At 65.9% G+C, this 23005-nt stretch carries 23 protein-coding genes and 2 pseudogenes; 21 read left to right on the top strand and 4 right to left on the bottom strand.

Annotated elements, in window-relative coordinates:
• Positions 1 to 2256: Rne/Rng family ribonuclease (locus tag F3J14_RS23985; protein WP_166725113.1), on the bottom strand; the 2256-nt coding region annotated here is incomplete at its 3' end.
• Between the two features lie 722 nt (positions 2257 to 2978).
• Between F3J14_RS23985 and F3J14_RS23980 the strand changes: the two genes are divergently transcribed.
• The 4 genes from F3J14_RS23980 to F3J14_RS23965 are packed head-to-tail and all read left to right on the top strand — an operon-like array spanning position 2979 to position 6060.
• Positions 2979 to 3983 (top strand): RluA family pseudouridine synthase, encoded by a 1005-nt coding sequence (locus tag F3J14_RS23980; protein ID WP_105785591.1) that lies wholly within the window; start codon positions 2979 to 2981, stop codon positions 3981 to 3983.
• 5 nt (positions 3984 to 3988) lie between these two features.
• Entirely contained in the window at positions 3989 to 4648 is a 660-nt protein-coding gene (locus F3J14_RS23975) for an HAD-IA family hydrolase (protein ID WP_105785592.1), read from the top strand.
• Positions 4645 to 5055, top strand: a complete 411-nt coding sequence (locus F3J14_RS23970; protein ID WP_166725112.1) for a Rieske 2Fe-2S domain-containing protein — start codon at positions 4645 to 4647, stop codon at positions 5053 to 5055. Before F3J14_RS23975 ends, F3J14_RS23970 begins: the two co-directional genes overlap by 4 nt.
• 12 nt (positions 5056 to 5067) lie before the next feature.
• Complete coding sequence (locus F3J14_RS23965) at positions 5068 to 6060, top strand: S49 family peptidase (RefSeq protein ID WP_166725111.1); 993 nt, start codon at positions 5068 to 5070, stop codon at positions 6058 to 6060.
• A gap of 70 nt (positions 6061 to 6130) precedes the next feature.
• Here the strand turns inward: F3J14_RS23965 and F3J14_RS23960 are convergent, their stop codons facing one another.
• Both F3J14_RS23960 and F3J14_RS23955 read right to left on the bottom strand, forming a co-directional pair.
• Positions 6131 to 6853 carry an SAM-dependent methyltransferase gene (locus F3J14_RS23960; RefSeq protein WP_166725110.1) on the bottom strand — a complete coding sequence of 241 codons (723 nt, stop codon included), beginning with the start codon at positions 6851 to 6853 and terminating at the stop codon, positions 6131 to 6133.
• On the bottom strand, positions 6850 to 7479 hold the full coding sequence (locus F3J14_RS23955; protein WP_006759763.1) for a Maf-like protein: 630 nt from the start codon (positions 7477 to 7479) through the stop codon (positions 6850 to 6852). The genes F3J14_RS23960 and F3J14_RS23955 overlap by 4 nt, the downstream gene beginning before the upstream one ends.
• Positions 7480 to 7720: 241 nt before the next feature.
• Between F3J14_RS23955 and F3J14_RS23950 the strand changes: the two genes are divergently transcribed.
• The 17 genes and pseudogenes from F3J14_RS23950 to rnc form a co-directional block, all read left to right on the top strand.
• On the top strand, positions 7721 to 8356 hold the full coding sequence (locus F3J14_RS23950; protein WP_166725109.1) for a DUF177 domain-containing protein: 636 nt from the start codon (positions 7721 to 7723) through the stop codon (positions 8354 to 8356).
• 98 nt (positions 8357 to 8454) lie between these two features.
• Positions 8455 to 8634 (top strand): 50S ribosomal protein L32, encoded by a 180-nt coding sequence (gene rpmF / locus F3J14_RS23945; protein WP_006051932.1) that lies wholly within the window; start codon positions 8455 to 8457, stop codon positions 8632 to 8634.
• A gap of 129 nt (positions 8635 to 8763) precedes the next feature.
• Positions 8764 to 9870, top strand: a complete 1107-nt coding sequence (gene plsX / locus F3J14_RS23940) for a phosphate acyltransferase PlsX (RefSeq protein WP_166725108.1) — start codon at positions 8764 to 8766, stop codon at positions 9868 to 9870.
• Positions 9871 to 10860 carry a beta-ketoacyl-ACP synthase III gene (locus tag F3J14_RS23935; protein ID WP_166725107.1) on the top strand — a complete coding sequence of 330 codons (990 nt, stop codon included), beginning with the start codon at positions 9871 to 9873 and terminating at the stop codon, positions 10858 to 10860. It abuts the gene before it with no gap.
• An 85-nt stretch (positions 10861 to 10945) separates the two neighbouring features.
• A complete protein-coding gene (gene fabD, locus F3J14_RS23930; RefSeq protein WP_166725106.1) occupies positions 10946 to 11878 on the top strand; it encodes an ACP S-malonyltransferase in 933 nt (310 codons plus the stop codon).
• A 36-nt stretch (positions 11879 to 11914) separates the two neighbouring features.
• Positions 11915 to 12664 (top strand): 3-oxoacyl-ACP reductase FabG, encoded by a 750-nt coding sequence (gene fabG / locus F3J14_RS23925; protein ID WP_006752487.1) that lies wholly within the window; start codon positions 11915 to 11917, stop codon positions 12662 to 12664.
• Between the two features lie 144 nt (positions 12665 to 12808).
• Positions 12809 to 13048, top strand: a complete 240-nt coding sequence (gene acpP, locus F3J14_RS23920) for an acyl carrier protein (RefSeq protein ID WP_004197638.1) — start codon at positions 12809 to 12811, stop codon at positions 13046 to 13048.
• 162 nt (positions 13049 to 13210) lie between these two features.
• Entirely contained in the window at positions 13211 to 14443 is a 1233-nt protein-coding gene (fabF, locus tag F3J14_RS23915; RefSeq protein ID WP_166725105.1) for a beta-ketoacyl-ACP synthase II, read from the top strand.
• 12 nt (positions 14444 to 14455) lie between these two features.
• Positions 14456 to 14920, top strand: a complete 465-nt coding sequence (locus F3J14_RS23910; RefSeq protein ID WP_166725104.1) for a hypothetical protein — start codon at positions 14456 to 14458, stop codon at positions 14918 to 14920.
• Between the two features lie 91 nt (positions 14921 to 15011).
• Positions 15012 to 15611 carry an RNA polymerase sigma factor RpoE gene (gene rpoE, locus F3J14_RS23905; protein WP_006752490.1) on the top strand — a complete coding sequence of 200 codons (600 nt, stop codon included), beginning with the start codon at positions 15012 to 15014 and terminating at the stop codon, positions 15609 to 15611.
• An 87-nt stretch (positions 15612 to 15698) separates the two neighbouring features.
• Entirely contained in the window at positions 15699 to 16316 is a 618-nt protein-coding gene (locus F3J14_RS23900) for a sigma-E factor negative regulatory protein (RefSeq protein WP_006759771.1), read from the top strand.
• Positions 16317 to 16321: 5 nt separating this feature from the next.
• Positions 16322 to 17374 (top strand): MucB/RseB C-terminal domain-containing protein, encoded by a 1053-nt coding sequence (locus F3J14_RS23895; protein WP_166725103.1) that lies wholly within the window; start codon positions 16322 to 16324, stop codon positions 17372 to 17374.
• Between the two features lie 16 nt (positions 17375 to 17390).
• Positions 17391 to 18890, top strand: coding sequence for a DegQ family serine endoprotease (locus F3J14_RS23890; protein WP_166725102.1), 1500 nt, complete (start codon positions 17391 to 17393; stop codon positions 18888 to 18890).
• 7 nt (positions 18891 to 18897) lie between these two features.
• Positions 18898 to 19134, top strand: a complete 237-nt coding sequence (locus F3J14_RS23885; protein ID WP_166725101.1) for a glutaredoxin family protein — start codon at positions 18898 to 18900, stop codon at positions 19132 to 19134.
• 213 nt (positions 19135 to 19347) lie between these two features.
• On the top strand, positions 19348 to 21141 hold the full coding sequence (gene lepA, locus F3J14_RS23880; RefSeq protein ID WP_006759775.1) for a translation elongation factor 4: 1794 nt from the start codon (positions 19348 to 19350) through the stop codon (positions 21139 to 21141).
• A 16-nt stretch (positions 21142 to 21157) separates the two neighbouring features.
• Positions 21158 to 22051, top strand: coding sequence for a signal peptidase I (gene lepB / locus F3J14_RS23875; protein ID WP_166725100.1), 894 nt, complete (start codon positions 21158 to 21160; stop codon positions 22049 to 22051).
• 160 nt (positions 22052 to 22211) lie between these two features.
• Positions 22212 to 22886 (top strand): annotated as a pseudogene (gene rnc / locus F3J14_RS23870) (ribonuclease III); the annotation flags it as partial.
• Here rnc and rmuC read toward each other — a convergent pair.
• Positions 22880 to 23005 (bottom strand): annotated as a pseudogene (gene rmuC / locus F3J14_RS23865) (DNA recombination protein RmuC); the annotation flags it as partial. The pseudogenes rnc and rmuC overlap by 7 nt on opposite strands.

Here is a 23005-nt window from a genome sequence, read left to right as displayed (position 1 = left end):
GACGGTCTCGAGCGTTGCCGCGTGCTGCGTCGGCTTGCGGCGCTCACCGCGCTCGCGACGTTCGCCGCGTTCCTGGCGCTCGCCACGGCCGGCTGCCTCGACGGCTTCCGGCTGCTCGGCGCGCTCGCGCGGTTCGCGGTTCTCGCGCGGCTCGCGGCTTTCACGGCTTTCACGCGGCTCGCGCGGTTCGCGGCCTTCGCGCGGGCCACGGCCCTCACGACCTTCGCGACCCTCACGGCTTTCGCGCGGCTCGCGGCTTTCACGCGGTTCACGACCCTCGCGCGGTTCACGCGGTTCACGCGGCTCGCGAATTTCCTTGCCTTCGCGTTCCTGGCGTTGCGACTGGCCACGGCCCGTCACAGCCTGGTCGCGGCCACCTTGGGCCTGCTGGGCACCGCCGCGGCGGTTGCGGTTGCGGTCGCCGCCGCGCTGCTCGGTCTTCTCGGTCCGCTCGCGGGCCGGACGGGCAGCCTGTTCCTTCGCCGGTGCCGGTGCAACCGGCGCGGGCGCCGGAGCCTGCGACATGCCGAACAGACCCTTCAGCCAGCCGATGAAGCCGCCGCTTGCCACGGCGACCGGGGCGGGCGCCGGCGCAACCGGCTCGGCCGGGCGCTGCGGTGCCGCGCTCGGAGCCGGCCGCTCGGGCGTGATGCCCTTGACCGCCGCTTCCTGCTTCGGCTTCACGTCGGCCGTGCGCTTGCTGTAGCCGGTTTCCGACTCCAGTTCGCGGGCGGCTTCCTCGGCCATCTTCCAGGACGCACGCGGATCGTCGAGGCGCGCGTCGTCGTGGCGCAGGCGCTCGAGCTTGTAGTGCGGCGTATCGAGGTGCTTGTTCGGGATCAGCACGATGCCGACCTTGAAGCGCGACTCGATCTTGTTGATTTCCTGACGCTTTTCGTTGAGCAGGAAGGCGGTCACCTCGACCGGCACCTGGCAGTGGATCGCCGCGGTGTTTTCCTTCATCGCTTCTTCCTGAATGATCCGCAGGACCTGCAGCGCGGACGATTCGGTATCGCGGATGTGGCCGGTGCCGTTACAGCGCGGGCACGTCACGTGGCTGCCTTCCGACAGCGCCGGACGCAGGCGCTGGCGCGACAGTTCCATCAGGCCGAAGCGGGAGATCTTGCCCATCTGCACGCGCGCACGGTCGTGCTTGAGCGCGTCCTTCAGGCGCTGCTCGACTTCGCGCTGGCTCTTGGCCGACTCCATGTCGATGAAGTCGATCACGATCAGGCCGCCGAGGTCGCGCAGGCGCAGCTGGCGGGCCACTTCGTCCGCCGCTTCGAGGTTTGTGCGGGTCGCCGTTTCCTCGATGTCCGCGCCCTTGGTCGCACGCGCCGAGTTCACGTCGATCGCGACGAGTGCTTCGGTATGGTCGATCACGATCGCGCCGCCGGACGGCAGCGGCACCGTGCGCGAGTACGCGGTCTCGATCTGGTGCTCGATCTGGAAGCGGGAGAAGAGCGGCACGTCGTCGTGGTAGCGCTTCACCTTCGACACGTTGTCCGGCATCACGATGTCCATGAACGCACGGGCCTGATCGTGGATCTCGGTCGTGTCGATCAGGATTTCGCCGATATCGGGCTGGAAATAGTCCCGGATCGCGCGGATCACGAGGCTCGATTCCAGATAGATCAGCATCGGCTGGCCGGCATTGCCGCTTTGCGACGCTGCTTCGATCGCGCGCCACAGCTGCAGCAGGTAGTTCAGGTCCCACTGCAGTTCCTCGGCGCTGCGGCCGATGCCCGCGGTGCGGGCGATCATGCTCATGCCGTCCGGAATCTGCAGCTGCGCCATCGTTTCGCGCAGTTCCTGGCGCTCGTCGCCCTCGATCCGGCGCGACACGCCGCCGCCGCGCGGATTGTTCGGCATCAGCACGAGGTACCGGCCGGCGAGCGAGATGAAGGTCGTGAGGGCGGCGCCCTTGTTGCCGCGCTCTTCCTTCTCGACCTGAACGATCAGTTCCTGGCCCTCGCGCAGGGCATCCTGGATGCGCGCGGAGCGCATGTCGATGCCGTCCTTGAAGTACTGTCGGGCGACTTCCTTGAACGGCAGGAAGCCGTGGCGGTCTTCGCCGTAGTTGACGAAGCACGCTTCGAGCGACGGCTCGATACGGGTGATGACACCTTTGTAGATATTGCCTTTGCGCTGTTCGCGCCCGGCTGTCTCGATGTCGATGTCGATGAGCTTTTGCCCATCAACGATGGCGACGCGCAACTCCTCCTGCTGCGTCGCATTGAACAGCATGCGTTTCATGAACGACTCCAGGCGGCTCTGCTGCCGGCGCCTCGCGGTTGTCAGTCGCGAAGGCGGGAACGACGGCAGGCCGCACCTTGTTGTGTTGTCACAAGCACGCTGGAGCGGGAAGGATGGCGGGGAGAATTGCCTGAAGAGGCGCTTGGGCCCGAAAAGACGGGGCCGGCGGCCGTTGGGCACCTGCGAATACGGTTTCAAAGCACGGCGTTCACACACCGCACGCTGCACAAGCGCGCTAAGCCTGAGTCCGGGCATCGCCACGGGCGCGCGCAATGGGTCGCGCGCGCCGACGGGCGGCAGATGCTGCGGCTTGGGCCGCAGCGGGGAGTATCGAATCCAACCCGACTTTCCCGCTTGGGGTGTACTTCCCTGGTTTGACGTCGCCAAGCCCCGCACCTTCGCGGGGCCAAATCAGGCGCAACGCCGTAATTTTCGCAACCGGCAGCCTGCGGACGCACTTCGCGCCGTCGGGCTACCGATCAAATTCTTTTCAACCAACTTTCCGTTACCGCGGCGCCTTGCCGACCGAATCCGCCTGTGGGCGCGATCCTTGCCGACGGGCGGCGCCGTGCGTGCAACTTGCTGCATCTCTTTGATTAGGGGCGAGCAGCGGACCCCCGGCGCAAGTAAAATAGCAGTTTGCGCTTGCGCCTTGCCCGATTCAGCCGGGGCCGGCCTGTCAGGCCACCCTCAACGTCAGGCTGGGCAAAATTATATTCAGTATGAATGAGTTAGGCAAAATATCCCAGAATTCAGTCGCAAGCGGCCAGGTATCGATGATCGAGATCGACGAAAACTCGGCCGGTCAGCGGATCGACAACTTCCTGTTGCGCGTCTGTAAAGGCGTGCCCAAAAGCCATATTTACCGGATCCTGCGCAGCGGCGAAGTGCGCGTAAACAAGGGTCGGGTCGACGCCCAGTACCGCCTCGCGTTCGGCGATATCGTCCGCGTGCCGCCCGTGCGGGTGGCGGCGGCCGATCTCGCGCGCGCCGACACGCCAATCGTGCCGCCCGCGCATTTCGAGGTGCTGTACGAAGACGATGCGATGCTCGTCATCAACAAGCCGGCCGGCGTCGCGGTGCACGGCGGCAGCGGCGTCGCGTTCGGCGTGATCGAGCAGATGCGCCAGGCGCGTCCGCGCGCGAAATTCCTCGAACTCGTGCACCGGCTCGACCGCGAGACATCCGGGATCCTGATGCTCGCGAAGAAGCGCACGGCGCTCGTGGGCCTGCACGAGCAGATCCGCGAAAACCGGATGGACAAGCGTTACTTCGCGTGCGGACACGGCGAGTGGCAGTCCGACTGGGGCCGCCGCCGCGCGGTGAAGGCGCCGCTGTTCAAGTATTCGACCGCGGAAGGGGAGCGGCGCGTGCGCGTGCAGGACGACGGCCTGCCGTCGCACACGGTGTTCAACCTGCTCGAGCGCTGGCCGGATTACGCGCTGGTCGAAGCGGAACTCAAAACGGGCCGGACCCATCAGATCCGTGTGCACCTCGCGCATCTCGGCCTGCCGATCGCCGGCGACGCCAAGTATGGCGATTTCGCACTGAACAAGGCGCTGGCGCGCGCGAACGCGCAGCCGTCGCTGAAACGGATGTTCCTGCATGCGCACCGGCTGAAGCTCGCGCACCCCCTGACCGGCGAGCCGCTGCAGTTCGACGCGCCGCTGCCGGACGAATGCCGGCGCTTCCTCGATCAACTCAGCGCTTTGCGCGATAACGCATGACTCGCATGGCCCGACAGCAATTTGACCTGATCGTCTTCGACTGGGACGGCACGCTGATGGATTCGACTGCGCATATCGCGCACAGCATCCAGGCCGCTTGCCGCGATCTCGGCCTGCCCACGCCGTCGGACGAGGCGTCCCGCTACGTGATCGGGCTCGGCCTGCGCGATGCGCTGCGTATTACGGCTCCGACCCTCGATCCGTCCGACTATCCGCGGCTGGCCGAGCGTTACCGCTATCACTACCTGCTGGATGACCAGCGCATCGAACTGTTCGCCGGCGTGCGCGAATTGCTCGCGGAACTGCGCGATACGGGTTACCTGCTCGCGGTCGCGACCGGCAAGGGCCGGGTCGGGCTGAATCGCGTGCTCGACCAGTCGAAGCTGACGAGCCTGTTCGATGCGACGCGCTGCGCGGACGAAACGTTCTCGAAGCCGCACCCGGCGATGCTGCATGAACTGTCCCGCGAATTGGGGCAGGATCTGGCGCGTACCGTGATGATCGGCGACACCACGCACGACTTGCAGATGGCGGCGAGCGCGGGGGCGGCCGGCGTCGGCGTCTCGTACGGCGCGCATACGGCCGATGCGCTGGCCGCGCTGACGCCGCGCTTCGTCGCGCCGGACGTCGTCGCGCTGGCGGCGTGGCTGCGGGAGAACGCATGAGCGCGGCGCCGGAAGCCGTGCGCGTGTGCGCATCGGACGCCTTGACCGACGGCGGCGCCGGCGTGCGCGTCGACGCGACGCTGCGCGGCGAGCAGGCGGTCGTGTTCTTCGTGCGCTACGACGGCCGTGCGTACGGCTACCTGAACCGCTGCGCGCACGTGCCGATGGAGCTCGACTGGGCCGAAGGGCAGTTCTTCGAGTCGTCGGGCCTCTACCTGATGTGCGCGACGCACGGTGCGATCTACGCGCCGGATACCGGCAAGTGCGTCGGCGGCCCATGCCGCGGCGGCCGCCTGCGACCGGTGGAGGTCGACGAGCGCGACCTGCCGGACGGCCGTGCGGTATTCTGGGTGCCCGATGCCGACCTGCGTCCCGCCGCTTCGACCCCTCCTGCCACGACCGACTGACGACACCACTGCATGGCCGACCAACCGAATATCCCTGATTCCTCGTCCCGTCCCGACAGCCGCGAGCCGAACTGGGAGCGCGCGGCGCTCGAGCGGATCGCGCTCGCGGCCGTCAAGGAACAGCGCGCAGCGCGGCGCTGGAAGATCTTCTTCCGCTTCGCGTTCCTCGGCGTGTTCCTGCTGCTCGCATTCGCGCTGATCGATTTCTCGAGCGACGCGAAGTTCTCGGCGGGCGGGCATCACACGGCGCTCGTGACGATCGACGGCGAGATCGCGGCGGGCACCAACGCGAACGCCGAGGACATCAATACGGCGCTCGATGCCGCGTTCGACGATGACGGCGCGGCTGGCGTCGTGCTGCGGATCAACAGCCCGGGCGGCAGCCCGGTGCAGGCCGGGATGGTCTACGACGAGATCCGTCGGCTGCGCACGAAATATCCGCACAAGCCGCTGTACGTCGTCGTGACCGACATGTGCGCATCGGGCGGTTATTACATTGCGTCCGCCGCTGACAAGATCTTTGTCGACAAGGCGAGCATCGTCGGCTCGATCGGCGTGCTGATGGACGGGTTTGGCTTCACGGGCCTGATGGGCAAGCTCGGCGTCGATCGCCGCTTGCACACGTCGGGTGAAAACAAAGGCTTCTACGACCCGTTCTCGCCCGAGACGCCGAAGATGGACGCCCATGCGCAGGAACTGCTCGACCAGGTCCATGCGCAGTTCATCAAGGCCGTGAAGGAGGGGCGCGGCAAGCGGCTGCACGAAACGCCCGACATGTTCTCGGGTCTGTTCTGGACGGGCGAGAAGAGCGTCGAGCTCGGGCTCGCCGACGGCTACGGCACGACCGACACGGTCGCGCGCGACGTGCTGAAGGCGCCGGATCTCGTCGACTACACGGTGAAGGAAAGCCTGACGAACCGCGTCGCGCGCAAGTTCGGCGCGGCGGTCGGCGGTGCGGCGATGAAGGCGCTCGCCGCGGGCGGCACGTCGTTCAGCCTGCGCTGAGCGACGGCTGGCGCTGCGGCGAACGGAGCCGGGCGCCCCGTGCCGCGAAGCGGCTGCGGGTGCCGGCGCGTCAGTTCGCGAGCAGCAGGAAGATGGCGGGGCGCTTGTGCAGATTCGGCGCGGGCGCCTTTTTCCAGTCCGCCACCGAACGGCTGACGATCGTCTCGGTCTCGAGGGTCAGGTCGGCCGCGACGCAGATCTGCGTCGACGGCGCGCAGGTCGCGACGAGCGTGTCGAGCATCGCGTGGTTCCGGTACGGCGTCTCGATGAAGATCTGCGTCTGGCGGCCCTTGCGCGACAGTTGCTCGAGCTCGCGCAGGCGTTTCGCGCGCGCGGCCGCATCGACCGGCAGGTAGCCGTTGAACGCGAAGCTCTGGCCGTTCAGGCCCGACGCCATCAGCGCGAGCAGGATCGAACTCGGCCCGACGAGCGGCACGACCTTCACGCCGCGTTCGTGCGCACGGCGGACCAGCAGCGCGCCGGGATCGGCAACGGCGGGGCAGCCGGCCTCGGACACGAGCCCGGCGTCCGTGCCCGCGAGCACCGGTGCGAGCAGCTTGTCGATCTCGCCGGCCGGCGTGTTGACGTTCAGTTCGCGGATCCCGATTTCCTGGATCGGCCGCGTCGTGCCGATCTTCTTCAGGAACGCGCGGGTCGTTTTCGCGTTTTCGCCGATGTAATAGCCGAGCGTTCCGGCGCGCGCCTGCACGGCCGCGGGCAGCACGGCGGCGAGCATCGATTCGTCGCCTTCGCCGAGGGTGTTCGGGACGAGATAAAGTGTGCCGGCCGTCATGCGCGGTCTCCGTGAGTAGTGAACAGCGGATAGCCCGCGGTGCGCAGCATCCGCGTGAGCGCGATCAGCGGCAGGCCGACGAGCGCCGTCGGGTCGTCGGAGTCGATCGCGTCGAGCAGCGCGATGCCGAGCCCTTCGGACTTCGCGCTGCCGGCCACGTCGTACGGCGTTTCCGCGCGCAGGTACGCATCGAGTTCGGCTTCGGGCAGCGAACGGAAGCGCACGTGCGTGACGACGTCCTCGCTCTGCGTTTCGCCCGTGCGGCTGTCGTACAGACTGAGCGCGCTGTGGAACTCGACGTCGCGGCCCTGCATCGACAGCAGCTGCGCGAGCGCGCGCTCGTGCGTGCCGGGCTTGCCGATCTGGAGGCCGTCGAACGTCGCGACCTGGTCCGACCCGATCACGAGCACGCCGTCCGGTGCGTCGATGGTCGCGGCGACCGCGCGCGCCTTCGCGCCGGCGAGACGCAGCGCGGTCGCGGCCGGCGTTTCACCCGCGAGCGGGGTTTCGTCGAGGTCGGGCGATACGACGTCGAACGGCAGACCGAGGCGCTCGAGGAGCGTGCGGCGGTAGCGGGAACTGGAGGCGAGAATCAGCCGCGGCGGGCGGCAAACGGTATGCGGCATGGTCGATTGGGTCGGTGAGTCGTCAGGTGTGGCGCGGCGTTGCGAGGGCGCAAGCATAAGTGATTGACCACAAAAGGTAAAACAGGTATGCTTTCCCGCTTTTCGTCGGCAGGCTTTCGCAGTGGTGGCGCCTGCCGGGTCTTCGGAAGTAAAGTTACGTAATCGTACGTGGCGTAGATCACGTCCGTGAGCGGCGTAGCTAGCCGGATCCCGCAAGTCAGCCTGTAGGCAGGAGCGCAACATGAACACTTCTTCTGGCAAGCCGGCGGCATCGCTTGATCCGCACGCAGTCGACCTGTTCGAATTCGCCCGCAGCGGGCGGCAGGCAGCGGGTGCGGTGCGCCTGTCGCAACTGCCGCGCATGTTAAACGAGGTGGCGGCGGACGCGCCAGATCGCGACACGGTCTTCACGTGGCAGGCCGAAGGGTTCACCCAGAAGGAGTTGCAGGACGACGGCGCCGATGGGCAGCAGCCGTATCTGCGACTCGCGGTGCACGGCCATGCGTGGCTCACGTGCCAGCGCTGCATGACCCCGTACGACGAGACGTTCGACGTCGACATGACGTACCGGGTCGTTGCGACCGAAGAAGAAGCTGAAGAATTTCCGCTCGACGACGATGAAGCCGATGTGATCGTGGGCACACGCCAGTTCGATCTCGTCGACTTGATCGAAGAGGAATTGCTGCTTTCGTTGCCGCTCGTGCCCAAGCATGAGGTTTGCCCGGCAGTTCACGAAAGCCTCGTGTCGGGTGTGAGCGGTCCTTCGGAAGAGGCGGACGATGAGTCCGTCGAAGACGAGGACGAAGGCAAACGGCCGAATCCGTTCGCAGCGCTGGAAGCGTTGAAGAAGGACGGGGACGGCAGCAAGAAACACTAAGCAGTTGTGGCGCGGGAAGGCGTAAAGGCTTTGGGCCAGGGTAGTTAAGCGCCGGATCGGGCTGTGTTAGAATCCGGAAAATCAATTAGGAGTTAGTCATGGCAGTCCAGCAAAACAAGAAGTCGCCGTCGAAGCGCGGCATGCATCGTTCGCACGATTTCCTGACGGCAGCGCCGCTGGCAGTCGAGCCGAGCACGGGTGAAGTGCACCTGCGTCACCACGTCAGCCCGAACGGCTACTATCGCGGCAAGAAAGTCGTCAAGACGAAGAACGACTAAGCGTCAAGTCACGCGTTGCGCGCTACGCTCGCCGTTCGCGTGACAACTGGTTCGCTTGACACTTTCCTGGCTCAACAAAAAGGCGGCATTCAACTGCCGCTTTTTTGTGCCTGAAATTCGTCGCATTCCATGACCGTAAAGCTCACAATCGATTGCATGGGAGGCGACCACGGCCCGTCCGTGACCGTTCCCGCGGCAGTCAAGTTCGTCCGCGCGCATCCTGATGCGCACCTGATGCTCGTCGGCATCGAAAGCGCGATCCGCGCTCAGCTGAAAAAGCTGAAAGCCCTCGACGATCCCGCGCTGACCATCGTGCCCGCCACCGAAGTCGTGGCGATGGACGACCCTGTCGAAGTGGCGCTGCGCAAGAAGAAGGATTCTTCGATGCGTGTCGCGCTCAACCAGGTCAAGGAAGGCGCGGCCCAGGCCTGTATCTCCGCCGGCAACACCGGCGCGCTGATGGCCGTGTCCCGTTATGTGCTCAAGACGCTGCCCGGCATCGAGCGGCCTGCGATCGCGTTCGCGCTGCCGAACCCGACCGGCTACACGATGATGCTGGACCTCGGCGCGAACGTCGACTGCGAGCCGCAGCATCTGCTGCAGTTCGCCGAGATGGGGCACGCGCTCGTCGCCGCGCTCGAGGGCAAGGAGCGTCCGACGATCGGCCTGCTGAACATCGGCGAAGAGGTCATCAAGGGCAACGAGACGATCAAGCGCGCGGGTGAACTGCTGCGCGCCAGCACGCTGAATTTCCGCGGCAACGTCGAAGGCAACGACATCTACAAGGGCACGGTCGACGTGATCGTCTGCGACGGCTTCGTCGGCAACGTCGCGCTCAAGACGTCCGAGGGGCTCGCGCAGATGCTGTCCGACATCATCCGCGAGGAGTTCGGCCGTTCGTTGATGTCGAAGCTGATGGCGCTGCTCGCGCTGCCGGTGCTGATGCGCTTCAAGAAGCGCGTCGACCATCGCCAGTACAACGGCGCGGCGCTGCTGGGGCTGAAGGGCCTCGTGATCAAAAGCCATGGTTCGGCCGATGCCTACGCGTTTGAGTGGGCGATCAAACGGGGTTATGATGCCGTCAAAAACGGCGTGCTGGAGCGCCTCGCGCGCGCGATGGCGGACAATTCGGTGTCGCTCGGCGACGGCGGACACGACGCGGGCGGCGCGGGCCCGACGAGCCCGGCCGCAGGCCACCACGCTGAACCTTCCGCTGCGCAATCCTCTAAAGCATAAATGGCCCAATCGACTCTCTATTCCCGCGTGCTCGGCACGGGCAGCTACCTGCCGCCCGACCGCGTCACGAACCAGCAGCTCGCCGACCGTCTCGCGAAAGAAGGCATCGAGACGAGCGATGAGTGGATCGTTGCGCGCACGGGCATCCATGCGCGCCATTTCGCCGCACAGGACGTCACGACGAGCGATCTCGCGCTCGAAGCGGCGCGTCGTGCGATCGAGGCGGCCGACATCGATCCGCAGTCGATCGACCTGATCATCGTTGCGACTTCGACCCCGGATTTCGTGTTCCCCAGCACGGCGTGCCTGCTGCAGAACAAGCTCGGCATCAAGAACGGCGGCGCGGCATTCGACGTGCAGGCCGTGTGCTCCGGCTTCGCCTATGCGATGGCGACGGCCGACAGCTTCATCCGCAGCGGCCAGCACCGTACGGCGCTCGTGATCGGCGCGGAGACGTTCTCGCGCATTCTCGATTTCAAGGACCGCACCACCTGCGTGCTGTTCGGCGACGGCGCGGGCGCGGTGATCCTGTCCGCCTCGGAAGAGCCGGGCGTGCTCGGCAGCGCGCTGCACGCGGACGGCAGCTATTCGCACATCCTCTGCACGCCGGGCAACGTCAATCGCGGCGTGATCGACGGCAGCGCGTTCCTGTACATGGACGGGCAGGCCGTGTTCAAGCTCGCGGTCAACGTGCTCGAAAAGGTCGCGATCGAGGCACTCGCCAAGGCGAATCTCGCACCCGAGCAGGTCGACTGGCTGATTCCTCACCAGGCCAACATCCGCATCATGACCAGCACCTGCCGCAAGCTCGGCCTGCCGCAGGAGCGCATGGTCGTGACGGTCGACCAGCACGGCAACACGTCGGCTGCATCGATCCCGCTGGCGCTCGACACCGCGGTGCGCGACGGTCGTATTAAGCGTGGTCAGCACGTGCTGATCGAGGGCGTCGGCGGCGGCTTCACCTGGGGCGCGTCGGTCTTCCGCTTCTGATCCGGGGCGCGCGACTGCTGCGCGCGGCTCCCAAACCGGCGCGCCGTTCGCGCGCGCCGTCCGAATCGATTCAATTGGGGACGATATGAAATTTGCATTCGTTTTTCCGGGGCAGGGCTCGCAGTCGGTCGGCATGCTCAACGCATTCGCCGACTTGGCCGTCGTGCGCGAGACGCTCCAGGAAGCATCCGATGCACTCAATCAGGATCTCGGCAAGCTGATTGCCGAAGGTCCGGCCGAAGAGCTGAATCTGACCACCAACACGCAGCCCGTGATGCTGACGGCCGCCTACGCGTGCTATCGCGCGTGGCAGCAGGCCGGCGGCCCGGCACCGTCGATCGTCGCGGGCCACAGCCTCGGCGAATACACGGCGCTCGTCGCGGCGGGCGCGATCGCGTTCAAGGACGCGGTGCCGCTCGTGCGCTTCCGTGCGCAGGCGATGCAGACGGCCGTGCCGGTCGGCCAGGGCGGCATGGCCGCGATCCTGGGCCTCGATGACGACACGGTGCGCGCGGTGTGCGCCGAAGCCGCGGAAGCGGGCGTCGTCGAAGCCGTGAACTTCAACGCGCCGGCGCAGGTCGTGATCGCGGGCGCGAAGGCCGCCGTCGAGAAGGCGTGCGAAATCGCGAAGGCGAAGGGCGCGAAGCGCGCGCTGCCGCTGCCGGTATCGGCGCCGTTCCATTCGTCGCTGCTCAAGCCGGCGTCGGACCAGTTGCGCGACTATCTCGCGAACGTCGACGTGAAGGCGCCGCAGATTCCGGTCGTCAACAACATCGACGTCGCGGTGGTCAGCGATCCGGCTGCGATCAAGGACGCGCTGGTGCGCCAGGCCGCGGGCCCGGTGCGCTGGGTGGAATGCGTGCAGCACATCGCGGGCACGGGTGTCACGCACGTGATCGAATGCGGTCCGGGCAAGGTGCTGGCAGGCCTGACGAAGCGCATCGACGGCAACCTGGTGGGCGCATCGGTGTTCGATCCGGCTTCGCTCGACGAAGCACTGAAGCTGGCGACCGCCTGACGCGGCGCCTTTCCTCAAGAGACGGATATTCGATTCATGGAAAAGACTCTCGATAAACAGGTCGCGATCGTGACCGGCGCATCGCGCGGCATCGGCCGGGCAATCGCGCTCGAACTCGCGCGCCTGGGCGCGACGGTGATCGGCACCGCGACGAGCGAATCGGGCGCTGCCGCGATTACCGCCGGGTTCGCGGAAGCGGGCGTGACGGGCCGCGGCGCGGTGCTGAACGTCAACGACGCGGCGGCTGCCGAAGCGCTGATCGACGCGACCGTGAAGGAATTCGGCGCGCTCCACGTGCTCGTGAACAACGCCGGGATCACGCAGGACCAGCTCGCGATGCGGATGAAGGACGAGGACTGGGACGCGGTGATCGACACCAACCTGAAGTCGGTGTTCCGCCTGTCGCGTGCGGTGCTGCGGCCGATGATGAAGGCTCGCGGCGGCCGCATCATCAACATCACGTCGGTGGTCGGTTCGGCCGGCAACCCGGGCCAGGCCAACTACGCGGCCGCGAAGGCCGGCGTCGCGGGCATGACCCGTGCGCTCGCGCGTGAAATCGGCAGCCGTGGCATCACGGTGAACTGCGTCGCGCCGGGCTTCATCGACACCGACATGACGAAGACGCTGCCGGAAGAACAGCAGGCCGCGCTCAAGACCCAGATTCCGCTCGGCCGACTCGGCAGCCCGGAAGATATCGCCCATGCCGTCGCGTTCCTCGCATCGCCGCAGGCCGGTTACATCACCGGCACGACGCTGCACGTGAATGGCGGCATGTACATGTCGTAACGATTTTCGTTTACCATCCGCGCCGTATCCCGTTTTTCAGGCGGATCGGTGCTTGATCGACCATCAAGCCAACGCGCGTTTTGGCGTCAGCAAACCTGATAAAATGCGCGCACTTGTAAATCTGAACTTTCCCTCGGAGGGGTAATGGATAACATCGAACAACGTGTCAAGAAGATCGTCGCTGAGCAACTGGGCGTCGCAGAAGCCGAGATCAAGAACGAAGCATCGTTCGTGAACGATCTGGGCGCTGACTCGCTCGACACGGTCGAACTCGTGATGGCGCTCGAAGACGAGTTCGGCATGGAAATCCCGGACGAAGAAGCAGAGAAGATCACGACGGTTCAGCAAGCGATCGACTACGCTCGCGCAAACGTCAAGGCGTAAGCGCCTTTCGCGCTTATCCGCAACGTCGCCGCGATCTTCGCGATTGACGCGCCATCCTGCCGGCATTCGCGCCGGACGGACTAACAGCCACAGGGCTCGCAGGGCTGGTTCCCGGGGCCACTGTGGCTTTTGTTTTTGTCATCCAATGGAAAAGAGGTTACCGTGAGCCGCCGTCGTGTTGTCGTTACAGGCCTGGGGCTGATTTCGCCCGTTGGCAATAATGTTGCCGACGGCTGGGCCAATCTCGTCGCCGGCAAGTCCGGCATCGCCACCGTCACGAAGTTCGATCCGTCGAACCTCGCCGTGCATTTCGCGGGCGAGGTGAAGGGTTTCAGCGCCGAGGAATACATCCCGGCGAAGGAAGCCCGCAACATGGATACGTTCATCCATTACGGCATCGCAGCCGGCGTCCAGGCAATCCGGGACAGCGGCATCGAGGTGAACGACGCCAATGCGGAACGCATCGGCGTGCTGGTCGGCTCCGGCATCGGCGGCCTGCCGATGATCGAAGACACGCACCAGACCTACGTCGATCGCGGCGCACGCCGGATTTCGCCGTTCTTCGTGCCGGGTTCGATCATCAACATGATCTCGGGTCACCTGAGCATCATGTTCGGCCTGAAGGGCCCGAACCTCGCGGCCGTGACGGCCTGCACGACCGGTCTGCACAGCATCGGCCTCGCGGCACGCCTGATCCAGGCCGGCGACGCCGACGTGATGGTCGCGGGCGGCGCCGAATCGACGGTGTCGCCGCTGGGCATCGGGGGCTTTGCGGCCGCGCGCGCGCTGTCGACCCGCAACGACGATCCGGCCAGCGCGTCCCGTCCGTGGGACAAGGACCGCGACGGCTTCGTGCTGGGCGAGGGCTCAGGCGTGATGGTGCTCGAAGAGTACGAGGCGGCGAAGGCACGCGGCGCGAAGATCTATGCGGAAGTCTCGGGCTTCGGCATGACGGGCGATGCGTACCACATGACCGCGCCGAACATGGACGGTCCGCGCCGCTGCATGGTTGCGGCCCTGCGCGACGCCGGCGTGAACCCGGACGAGGTCCAGTACCTGAACGCGCACGGCACGTCGACGCCGCTCGGTGACAAGAACGAGTCCGACGCGGTGAAGGCGGCATTCGGCGAGCACGCGTACAAGCTCGTCGTGAACTCGACGAAGTCCATGACGGGCCACCTGCTGGGTGGCGCGGGTGGTCTCGAGTCGGTGTTCACGGTGCTGGCGCTGTACAACAACGTGTCGCCGCCGACCATCAACATCTTCAACCAGGACCCCGAGTGCGATCTCGATTACTGCGCGAACACCGCGCGGGACATGAAGATCGACGTGGCCGTGAAGAACAACTTCGGCTTCGGCGGTACCAACGGCACGCTGGTGTTCAAGCGCGTCTGACGTCGAAATCGCTTGACGAGTCCATTCGATGCTCCGGCCGGGCGTCCGCAGCGCTTTGCGTTGCGGGCCTCGGCCGTGTCGTATGTCGTGCTGGCCGCGTTCGTCGCGGCGGCTGCCGCGTCCGCGTACCTGTTCTGGGCGCCGCGGGCCGGTGCCGCTGCCGGCGCGTGCGTGTCCGCGGCGACGGCCGCGCTGCTTGCCGTGTGTGCCGCGCGGGCCTGTGCCCGTCGGCTGCCGGCCGAATTGCGGATCGATGCATTCGGGGAGATTGCGGCGTTTGGCCGCACCGGGCGCTTGCTGGCCCGGGGCCGCGTGACCGGCCATGCGCACTGGAGCAGCCTGCTGCTCGTGCTGTCGGTCGGGCAGGGCGCCCGGCGCGCCCGGCCGCTGCTGATTCCGGCCGATGCGCTCGACGCCGCGTCGTTCAGCGCGCTGTCCGTGCTGGCGCGTACCGCGGGCACGGCGGGGCGGGCGTGACGGCGGCTCGGTTACCGACCGTAACCAGCGGCCGCCGCCGGAACGCTACAATAACGCTCCGCGTTGCATCCCTAGTTAACGGATTTGTCAGGTGAGTGAAAAAGAAATCGATCAGGCTCTGGTCGAGCGCGTACAGAAAGGCGACAAGGCGGCGTTCGAACTCCTGGTCTCCAAATACCACCGCAAGATCATTCGGCTGATCTCGCGCCTCGTGCGGGATCCCGCCGAGGTCGAGGATGTGGCCCAGGATGCGTTCATCAAGGCGTATCGTGCGCTGCCGCAATTCCGCGGCGAGTCGGCGTTCTACACGTGGTTGTACCGGATTGCCGTCAATACGGCGAAGAACTACCTTGCGACGCAAGGCCGCCGGGCACCGACCTCCACGGAGGCCGATGCCGAGGAAGCGGAAACTTTCTCCGACGCAGACCAACTAAGGGATATCAACACGCCTGAGTCGATGTTGATGAGCAAGCAGATTGCCGAGACGGTCAACGCTGCAATGGCCGTCCTGCCCGAAGAGTTGCGCCAGGCGATTACGCTGCGCGAGATCGAGGGCCTGAGCTACGAAGAGATCGCGGAAATGATGGATTGTCCGATCGGGACGGTCCGGTCGCGGATCTTCCGGGCGCGCGAGGCAATCGCTGCTAAATTGCGTCCGCTGCTCGATACACCCGAAGGCAAGCGCTGGTAAGCGCGACGGGTGCAACGACGCGGTCAGGGTCTAGTTACGGATAGAGTCGTGAAATCACGACGGGGTGTGTGCAAGATGGGGAGCATCATGGGGTCGGTCAATAAGCAGTCGCAAGCGTACTCGCGCGGCGAGCGTCTTTCCGCTCTGGTCGACGGTGAGCTGTTCGACGGCCCGGATCACGGGCAGTTTCTGGCTGAGCTCGATCGCGCGGATCGCGCGACGTGGGCCCATTACCACCTGATCGGCGATGCGCTGCGCTCGGACGAGCTCGCGCTGTCGCCCGCACTGAGCGTCGCGTTCACCGCGCGCATGTCCGCCGCGCTCGAAAGCGAGCCGCACCTGCTTGCACCGGCCGCCGCGCCGGTCGCGCGCAAGCTGCTGTCGCTGCGCCGCCGTGTCGTGCCCGCTTTCGCGGTGGCCGCCGCGGCCGCCACGCTGACATGGATCGTCGTTCCGCAAATGCAGACGGCCGGTGCGCCCGGCGCCGTCCAGGTCGCCTCGGCAGGCGCGCCGCAGAGCGGCAACCTGCAGCGCGTGACGGTCGCGCAGGCATCGGCGCAGCCGGGCCTGCAAGACGTCAACATCATCCGCGACGCAAGTCTCGACCAATACCTTGAAGCGCACCAGCAATTCGCGCAGCAGCCCGTCGTCACAGGCTCGATGCCGCTGATCCGCGCTGCCGTGACCACCACGCCAGGCCAATAAACTCGATGCGGACATTGCAGTTGAATCACGCCATCTCCGGATGGAAGCGGCTGCCGGCCCTCCTGCTTTGCGCAGCCGCCCTGTTGTCCGTTCAATCCCTCCCTGCCAGCGCCCAGCAACCGGACGATCCCGTCGCGACCCGCAAGGGCGCGGCAGAGTGGCTCGACCGCATCCAGCAGGCGGCGCAGCAGCAGAGCTACGAGGGCACGTTCGTCTACCAGCGCGGCGGGTATGTCCAGTCGTCGCGCATCGCGCACGTGGCGTCCCGCGACGGCGAGTTCGAGCGGATCGAGACGCTCGACGGCAAACCGCGCAAGGTGCTGCGGCATAACGACGAGCTGTACACGTTCGTGCCGGAGCGCAAGCTGTGCGTGGTCGAGCGCCGCCAGACGCGCGACTCGTTTCCTTCGCTGCTCGGCGCGGGCGGCGAGCACGTGATGTCCGTCTACGACGCGAAACTGCTCGGCAAGGACCGCGTGGCGGGGCTCGACGCGCAAGTGGTCGAACTTGTGCCGAAGGATGCGTACCGCTTCACGTACAAGCTGTGGGCCGACGCCCGGACCGGGCTGCTGCTGCGCTCGCAGACGCTCGACGCGAGCGATCACGTGCTCGAGCAGATCGCGTTCTCGCAAGTCCAGACGGGCGGCACGTCCGGCGACAAGGCCGCGATCGCGGCCGGCATGCGGAACCTGAGCGGCTGGACGGTGGTCCACCCGCCGGTCGCGACGGTCGACATGGAAGCGCAGGGCTGGCAGATCGCGCCGACCGTCGCTGGCTTCCGGAAGATTCGCGAGGTGCGTCGCCCGATGGCCGCGCGCGACGCCGGCGATCCGCCGATTGCAGTCGACCAGGCCGTCTTCACCGACGGACTCGCGACGATCTCCGTCTTCATCGAGCCGGCCGAAAAGAACACACGCAAGGAAGGCGCGGGCAGCACCGGTGCGACCCACGTTCTCGTGAAGCGTCGCGGCGACTACTGGATCACCGTGCTCGGCGAAGTGCCGCCGGCCACGTTGCAGCAGTTCGCGGCTGCCATAGAATACAAGGCTTCCAAGTAACGCTACGGCTTCCGACATGACGAAACTCACGCTGCGCAAAGTGCTCGCGGCGGCGGTGCTGTGTGCCTGCCTGCCCCTCGTCCCGCATACCGCGGCGGCGGCCACGCCGCCAGCCGCCAGCCTTCCCGACTTCGCCGATCTGGTCGAAAAGGTCGGGCCGGCCGTCGTGAACATCCGGACCACCGCGAACGTGCCGATGCCAGGCCCGCGCGGTGTGCTCCCGCCGGGCTTCGACAACGGCGACATGTCGGAATTCTTCCGGCGCTTCTTCGGCATTCCGCTGCCGCAGGCGCCCGGCAACGGTAGCGGCAACGGCAATCCGAAGAACGCGCCGACGCCGGACAATCCGCCCGACACCGAGCAGAACCGCGGCGTCGGTTCGGGCTTCATCGTGTCGGCGGACGGTTACGTGATGACGAACGCGCACGTCGTCGACGATGCGGACACCATCTATGTGACGCTGACCGACAAGCGCGAATTCAAGGCGAAGCTGATCGGCGTCGACGACCGCACGGACGTCGCGGTGGTCAAGATCCAGGCGTCGAACCTGCCGGTCGTCGCGATCGGCGATTCGAACAAGGTGCGCGTCGGCGAGTGGGTCGTCGCGATCGGTTCGCCGTTCGGCCTCGACAATACCGTGACGGCCGGCATCGTGAGTTCGAAGAGCCGCAACACGGGCGACTACCTGCCGTTCATCCAGACCGACGTCGCGGTGAACCCCGGCAACTCGGGCGGCCCGCTGATCAACATGCAGGGCGAGGTGATCGGCATCAACTCGCAGATCTACAGCCGCACCGGCGGTTTCATGGGCATTTCGTTCGCGATCCCGATCGACGAGGCGATGCGCGTGGCCGACCAGCTGAAGGCGACCGGCAAGGTCACGCGCGGCCGCATCGCGGTCGCGATCGGCGAGGTGACGAAGGACGTGGCCGACTCGATCGGGCTGCCGAAGGCGGAGGGCGCGCTCGTCAGCAGCGTCGAGCCGGGTGGCCCGGCCGACAAGGCGGGCATCCAGCCGGGCGACATCATCCTGAAGTTCAATGGTCGGCCGGTCGAGACGGCGTCGGATCTGCCGCGGATGGTCGGCGACACGAAGCCGGGCACGAAGGCGACCGTCAGCGTATGGCGCAAGGGTCAGGCACGCGATCTGCCGATCACGATCGCCGAGACGCCGGCGGAGACGACGGCGAAGGCCGAGCAGCGCAAGAACGCGCCGCAGAAGCCGCGCCAGGCAAATTCGCTCGGCTTGACGGTCAGCGACATTCCGGCGGATCAGTTGAAGTCGCTGAAGCTGAAGAACGGCGTGCAGATCGACGGCGTCGACGGCCCGGCTGCCCGTGCGGGCCTGCAGCGCGGCGACATCGTGCTGCGCGTCGGCGACACCGACATCACGAGCGCGAAGCAGTTCGCGGAAGTGACCGCGCAGCTGGATTCGCAGAAGGCGGTCGCGGTGCTCGTGCGGCGCGGCGACAACACGCAGTTCGTGCCGGTGCGTCCGCGCCCGACCCAGAAGTAACGCGCCGATGTTCACGCTCTACGGCCGCGGCTGGTGCCACCTGTGCGACGACATGCGCGACGCGCTGGCGCCGGTAGCGGCCGAATCCGGCATCGAGGTCCACTACGTGGACATCGATGCCGATCCGGCGCTCGTTGCCCGCTACGACGAGGACGTGCCCGTGCTGCTGCTGGACGGCACGGAAGTGTGTCGCCACCGGTTCGACGAGGCGAGGGTGCGCGGCGCGCTCGCGGCCCGGCGCTGAACCGACCCCGGGCACCGGCCGGCCGCCCCGCGCGCGGGGCTTCCGTCGGCAGGCCCTTACGCCAAGGGCTCCCGCGGGGTGCTCCGGGCCGGGGCGTCCCAAATTACCGCCCGGCAAAGGCCTTTTCGGCTAAAATAAGCCGTTTTTTCACCGACTTACACAAGGCGTGCTCCGCAGTCGTCGAGCGCGCCTTTTTCGCTTGATCGGCACTGAATGGATCATATTCGCAATTTCTCGATCATCGCGCACATCGACCATGGCAAGTCGACACTCGCGGATCGCATCATCCAGGTATGCGGCGGCCTCGCAGACCGTGAAATGGAAGCGCAAGTGCTCGACTCGATGGATATCGAGCGCGAGCGCGGCATCACGATCAAGGCGCAGACGGCGGCACTGTCCTATCGCGCCCGCGACGGCAAGGTCTACAACCTCAACCTGATCGATACGCCGGGGCACGTCGACTTCTCGTACGAGGTCAGCCGTTCGCTGTCCGCGTGCGAAGGCGCGCTGCTCGTGGTCGACGCGAGCCAGGGTGTCGAGGCGCAGACGGTCGCGAACTGCTACACGGCGATCGAGCTCGGCGTCGAGGTCGTGCCGGTGCTGAACAAGATCGACCTGCCGGCCGCGAACCCCGAGAACGCGATCGAGGAGATCGAGGACGTGATCGGTATCGATGCGACCGACGCGACGCGCTGCAGCGCGAAGACGGGCTTGGGCGTCGAGGACGTGCTCGAGTCGCTGATTGCAAAGGTGCCGCCGCCGAAGGGCGATCCGGCCGCGCCGCTGCAGGCGCTCATCATCGATTCCTGGTTCGACAACTACGTCGGCGTCGTGATGCTCGTGCGCATCGTCAACGGCACGCTGCGCCCGAAGGAAAAGATCAAGATGATGGCGACCGGCGCGCAGTATCCGGTCGAGCACGTCGGCGTGTTCACGCCGAAGTCGCGCAATCTCGAATCGCTGTCGGCAGGGCAGGTGGGCTTCATCATCGCCGGCATCAAGGAACTGACGGCCGCGAAGGTCGGCGATACGGTCACGCATGTGGCCAAGGCCGCCAGCGAGCCGCTGCCAGGCTTCAAGGAAGTGAAGCCGCAGGTGTTCGCGGGGCTGTATCCGGTCGAGGCGAACCAGTACGATGCGCTGCGCGAATCGCTCGAGAAGCTGAAGCTCAACGACGCATCGCTGCAGTACGAGCCGGAAGTGTCGCAGGCGCTCGGCTTCGGTTTCCGCTGCGGCTTCCTCGGGCTGCTGCACATGGAAATCGTGCAGGAGCGGCTCGAGCGCGAGTTCGACATGGATCTCATCACGACCGCGCCGACCGTCGTCTACGAGGTCGTGCAGAGCGATGGCTCGACGATCATGGTCGAGAACCCGGCGAAGATGCCGGAACCCGGCCGCATCGCCGAAGTTCGCGAGCCGATCGTCACCGTGAACCTGTACATGCCGCAGGATTACGTCGGTTCCGTGATCACGCTGTGCGAGCAGAAGCGCGGCTCGCAGATCAACATGCAGTATCACGGCCGCCAGGTGCAGCTCACGTACGAGATCCCGATGGCCGAGATCGTGCTCGACTTCTTCGATCGCCTGAAGTCGGTGTCGCGCGGCTATGCGTCGATGGACTACGAGTTCAAGGAATACCGTTCGTCGGACGTCGTGAAGGTCGACATGCTGATCAACGGCGACAAGGTCGATGCACTGTCGATCATCGTGCACCGGTCGCAGTCGCAGTATCGCGGCCGCGAAGTCGCCGCGAAGATGCGCGAGATCATTCCTCGCCAGATGTACGACGTGGCGATCCAGGCCGCGATCGGCGCGCACATCGTCGCCCGCGAGAACATCAAGGCACTCCGCAAGAACGTGCTCGCGAAGTGCTACGGCGGCGACATCACGCGAAAGAAGAAACTGCTCGAGAAGCAGAAAGAAGGCAAGAAGCGCATGAAGCAGGTGGGTTCGGTCGAGATCCCGCAGGAAGCGTTCCTCGCGATCTTGCGCGTCGAAGACAAATAACAGGACTGTTCCTTTTATGAATTTTGCGCTGATTCTTTTTGTGCTCGTCGTCTTGACGGGCGTAGCGTGGGTGCTGGACAAACTGGTGTTCCTGCCGCGGCGACGCAAGGCGGCCGACGTGGCGATCGAAGAGTTCGATCGCCAGCAGTCGCGGGTCGACAAGCGTTTCGCGGACGAAAACGCGGTGCAGACGCGTTCGAAGCTGCGCGACGAAAAGCTGCGCCAGCCGTGGTGGCTCGAGTACACCGCGAGCTTCTTCCCGGTGATCCTGGCCGTGTTCGTCGTGCGTTCGTTCGTCGTCGAGCCGTTCAAGATCCCGTCGGGCTCGATGGTGCCGACGCTGCTGGTCGGCGATTTCATCCTGGTCAACAAGTTCGAATACGGTCTGCGCCTGCCGATCACGAACACGAAGATCACGCAAGGCAGCCCGCTGTCGCGTGGCGACGTCGTCGTGTTCCGCTATCCGAAGGACGAGTCGGTCGATTACATCAAGCGCGTGATCGGCCTGCCGGGCGACACGGTCGCCTACCAGGACAAGCAGCTGACGATCAACGGCCAGCCGGTGCCCGAGGCGCCGCTGCCGGATTTCTTCGACGACGAGCGCCAGAACTACGCGAAGCAGTTCGAGGAAACGATCGGCACGAAGAAGAATGCGATCCTCAACAATCCCGCCGTGCCGCCGTTCGTGATGGGCGCCTACGACTATCCGTATCGCGACAATTGCACGTACAACAGCCGCGGCGTGATCTGCAAGGTGCCGCCGGGTCACTACTTCATGATGGGCGACAACCGCGACAACAGCGCGGACAGCCGCTACTGGGGTTTCGTGCCGGACAACAACATCGTCGGCCGTGCGTTCTTTATCTGGATGAACTTCGGCGACCTGAAGCGGATCGGTTCCTTCAACTGATCGCGTACGACTCGCATGCAACATGCAATACGTGACGCACGGGCCGCGTCGCGTATTGCCGAACGACTTTAAGAACCGGCGGTAACACCGCTCCGTCACGCCTTTTCGCGTCCGGCCGTGCCGTTTCGGCCCGACCGGCGCCCGCGTTATACTCCTGCACATGCCCCCATCCCAGTTGGAAAGCCGGCTGCGCTACGAATTTCGCAATGCGGAATTGTTGCGCCAGGCTTTGACCCATCGCAGTCACAGTGCCACGCATAACGAACGGCTCGAGTTTCTCGGCGATTCCGTTCTGAATTGCGCGGTGGCCGCCCTTTTGTTCCAGCGTTTCAGCAAGCTGGACGAAGGCGACCTGTCGCGCGTGCGCGCCAATCTCGTCAAACAGCAGTCGCTGTATGAAATCGCTCAGGCCCTGAATATCTCCGAAGGGTTGCGGCTGGGCGAGGGCGAGCTGCGCAGCGGCGGCTTCCGCCGCCCGTCGATCCTCGCGGACGCGTTCGAAGCCATCATCGGGGCCGTGTTCCTCGATGGCGGCTTCGAAGCCGCCCAAGGGGTCATCAAGCGCCTCTATATCCCGATTCTCGACCACATCGATCCGCGCACGCTGGGCAAGGACGCGAAGACGCTGCTGCAGGAGTACCTGCAGGGGCACAAGATCGCGCTGCCGACCTACACGGTCGTCGCGACGCATGGTGCGGCGCACAATCAGCAGTTCGAGGTCGAATGCACGGTGCCGAAGCTCGACGTGAAGGTGTCGGGCTCCGGCGCGAGCCGGCGGGCGGCGGAGCAGGCTGCCGCGAAGAAGGCGCTCGATGAGGTGCTGGCTGCCGCGCCGAGCACCTGCCACACTTCGCTCGAGCGCTGCTCGATCGCGAGCGTGCGAAAGCCCATCTGCAAGCTGTTCAGCAATGCGGTCAGCGTGGTCGGCCCGGCCACCGTCACGCGATAGTCCCG

Origin of the sequence: Burkholderia sp. Tr-862 (genome assembly GCF_011753085.1) — a bacterium.
Lineage (GTDB): Bacteria > Pseudomonadota > Gammaproteobacteria > Burkholderiales > Burkholderiaceae > Burkholderia > Burkholderia ambifaria.
This window is presented reverse-complemented; position numbering and strand designations above follow the sequence as displayed.

Excerpts from the sequence above, each read along its gene's own strand:
- F3J14_RS23980 (WP_105785591.1), top strand. The coding sequence starts at position 2,979 with ATGAATGAGTTAGGCAAAATATCCCAGAATTCAGTCGCAAGCGGCCAG.
- F3J14_RS23975 (WP_105785592.1), top strand. The coding sequence starts at position 3,989 with ATGGCCCGACAGCAATTTGACCTGATCGTCTTCGACTGGGACGGCACG.
- F3J14_RS23970 (WP_166725112.1), top strand. The coding sequence starts at position 4,645 with ATGAGCGCGGCGCCGGAAGCCGTGCGCGTGTGCGCATCGGACGCCTTG.
- F3J14_RS23965 (WP_166725111.1), top strand. The coding sequence starts at position 5,068 with ATGGCCGACCAACCGAATATCCCTGATTCCTCGTCCCGTCCCGACAGC.
- F3J14_RS23960 (WP_166725110.1), bottom strand. The coding sequence starts at position 6,853 with ATGACGGCCGGCACACTTTATCTCGTCCCGAACACCCTCGGCGAAGGC.
- F3J14_RS23955 (WP_006759763.1), bottom strand. The coding sequence starts at position 7,479 with ATGCCGCATACCGTTTGCCGCCCGCCGCGGCTGATTCTCGCCTCCAGT.
- F3J14_RS23950 (WP_166725109.1), top strand. The coding sequence starts at position 7,721 with ATGAACACTTCTTCTGGCAAGCCGGCGGCATCGCTTGATCCGCACGCA.
- rpmF (WP_006051932.1), top strand. The coding sequence starts at position 8,455 with ATGGCAGTCCAGCAAAACAAGAAGTCGCCGTCGAAGCGCGGCATGCAT.
- plsX (WP_166725108.1), top strand. The coding sequence starts at position 8,764 with ATGACCGTAAAGCTCACAATCGATTGCATGGGAGGCGACCACGGCCCG.
- F3J14_RS23935 (WP_166725107.1), top strand. The coding sequence starts at position 9,871 with ATGGCCCAATCGACTCTCTATTCCCGCGTGCTCGGCACGGGCAGCTAC.
- fabD (WP_166725106.1), top strand. The coding sequence starts at position 10,946 with ATGAAATTTGCATTCGTTTTTCCGGGGCAGGGCTCGCAGTCGGTCGGC.
- fabG (WP_006752487.1), top strand. The coding sequence starts at position 11,915 with ATGGAAAAGACTCTCGATAAACAGGTCGCGATCGTGACCGGCGCATCG.
- acpP (WP_004197638.1), top strand. The coding sequence starts at position 12,809 with ATGGATAACATCGAACAACGTGTCAAGAAGATCGTCGCTGAGCAACTG.
- F3J14_RS23900 (WP_006759771.1), top strand. The coding sequence starts at position 15,699 with ATGGGGTCGGTCAATAAGCAGTCGCAAGCGTACTCGCGCGGCGAGCGT.
- F3J14_RS23895 (WP_166725103.1), top strand. The coding sequence starts at position 16,322 with ATGCGGACATTGCAGTTGAATCACGCCATCTCCGGATGGAAGCGGCTG.
- F3J14_RS23890 (WP_166725102.1), top strand. The coding sequence starts at position 17,391 with ATGACGAAACTCACGCTGCGCAAAGTGCTCGCGGCGGCGGTGCTGTGT.
- F3J14_RS23885 (WP_166725101.1), top strand. The coding sequence starts at position 18,898 with ATGTTCACGCTCTACGGCCGCGGCTGGTGCCACCTGTGCGACGACATG.
- lepA (WP_006759775.1), top strand. The coding sequence starts at position 19,348 with ATGGATCATATTCGCAATTTCTCGATCATCGCGCACATCGACCATGGC.
- lepB (WP_166725100.1), top strand. The coding sequence starts at position 21,158 with ATGAATTTTGCGCTGATTCTTTTTGTGCTCGTCGTCTTGACGGGCGTA.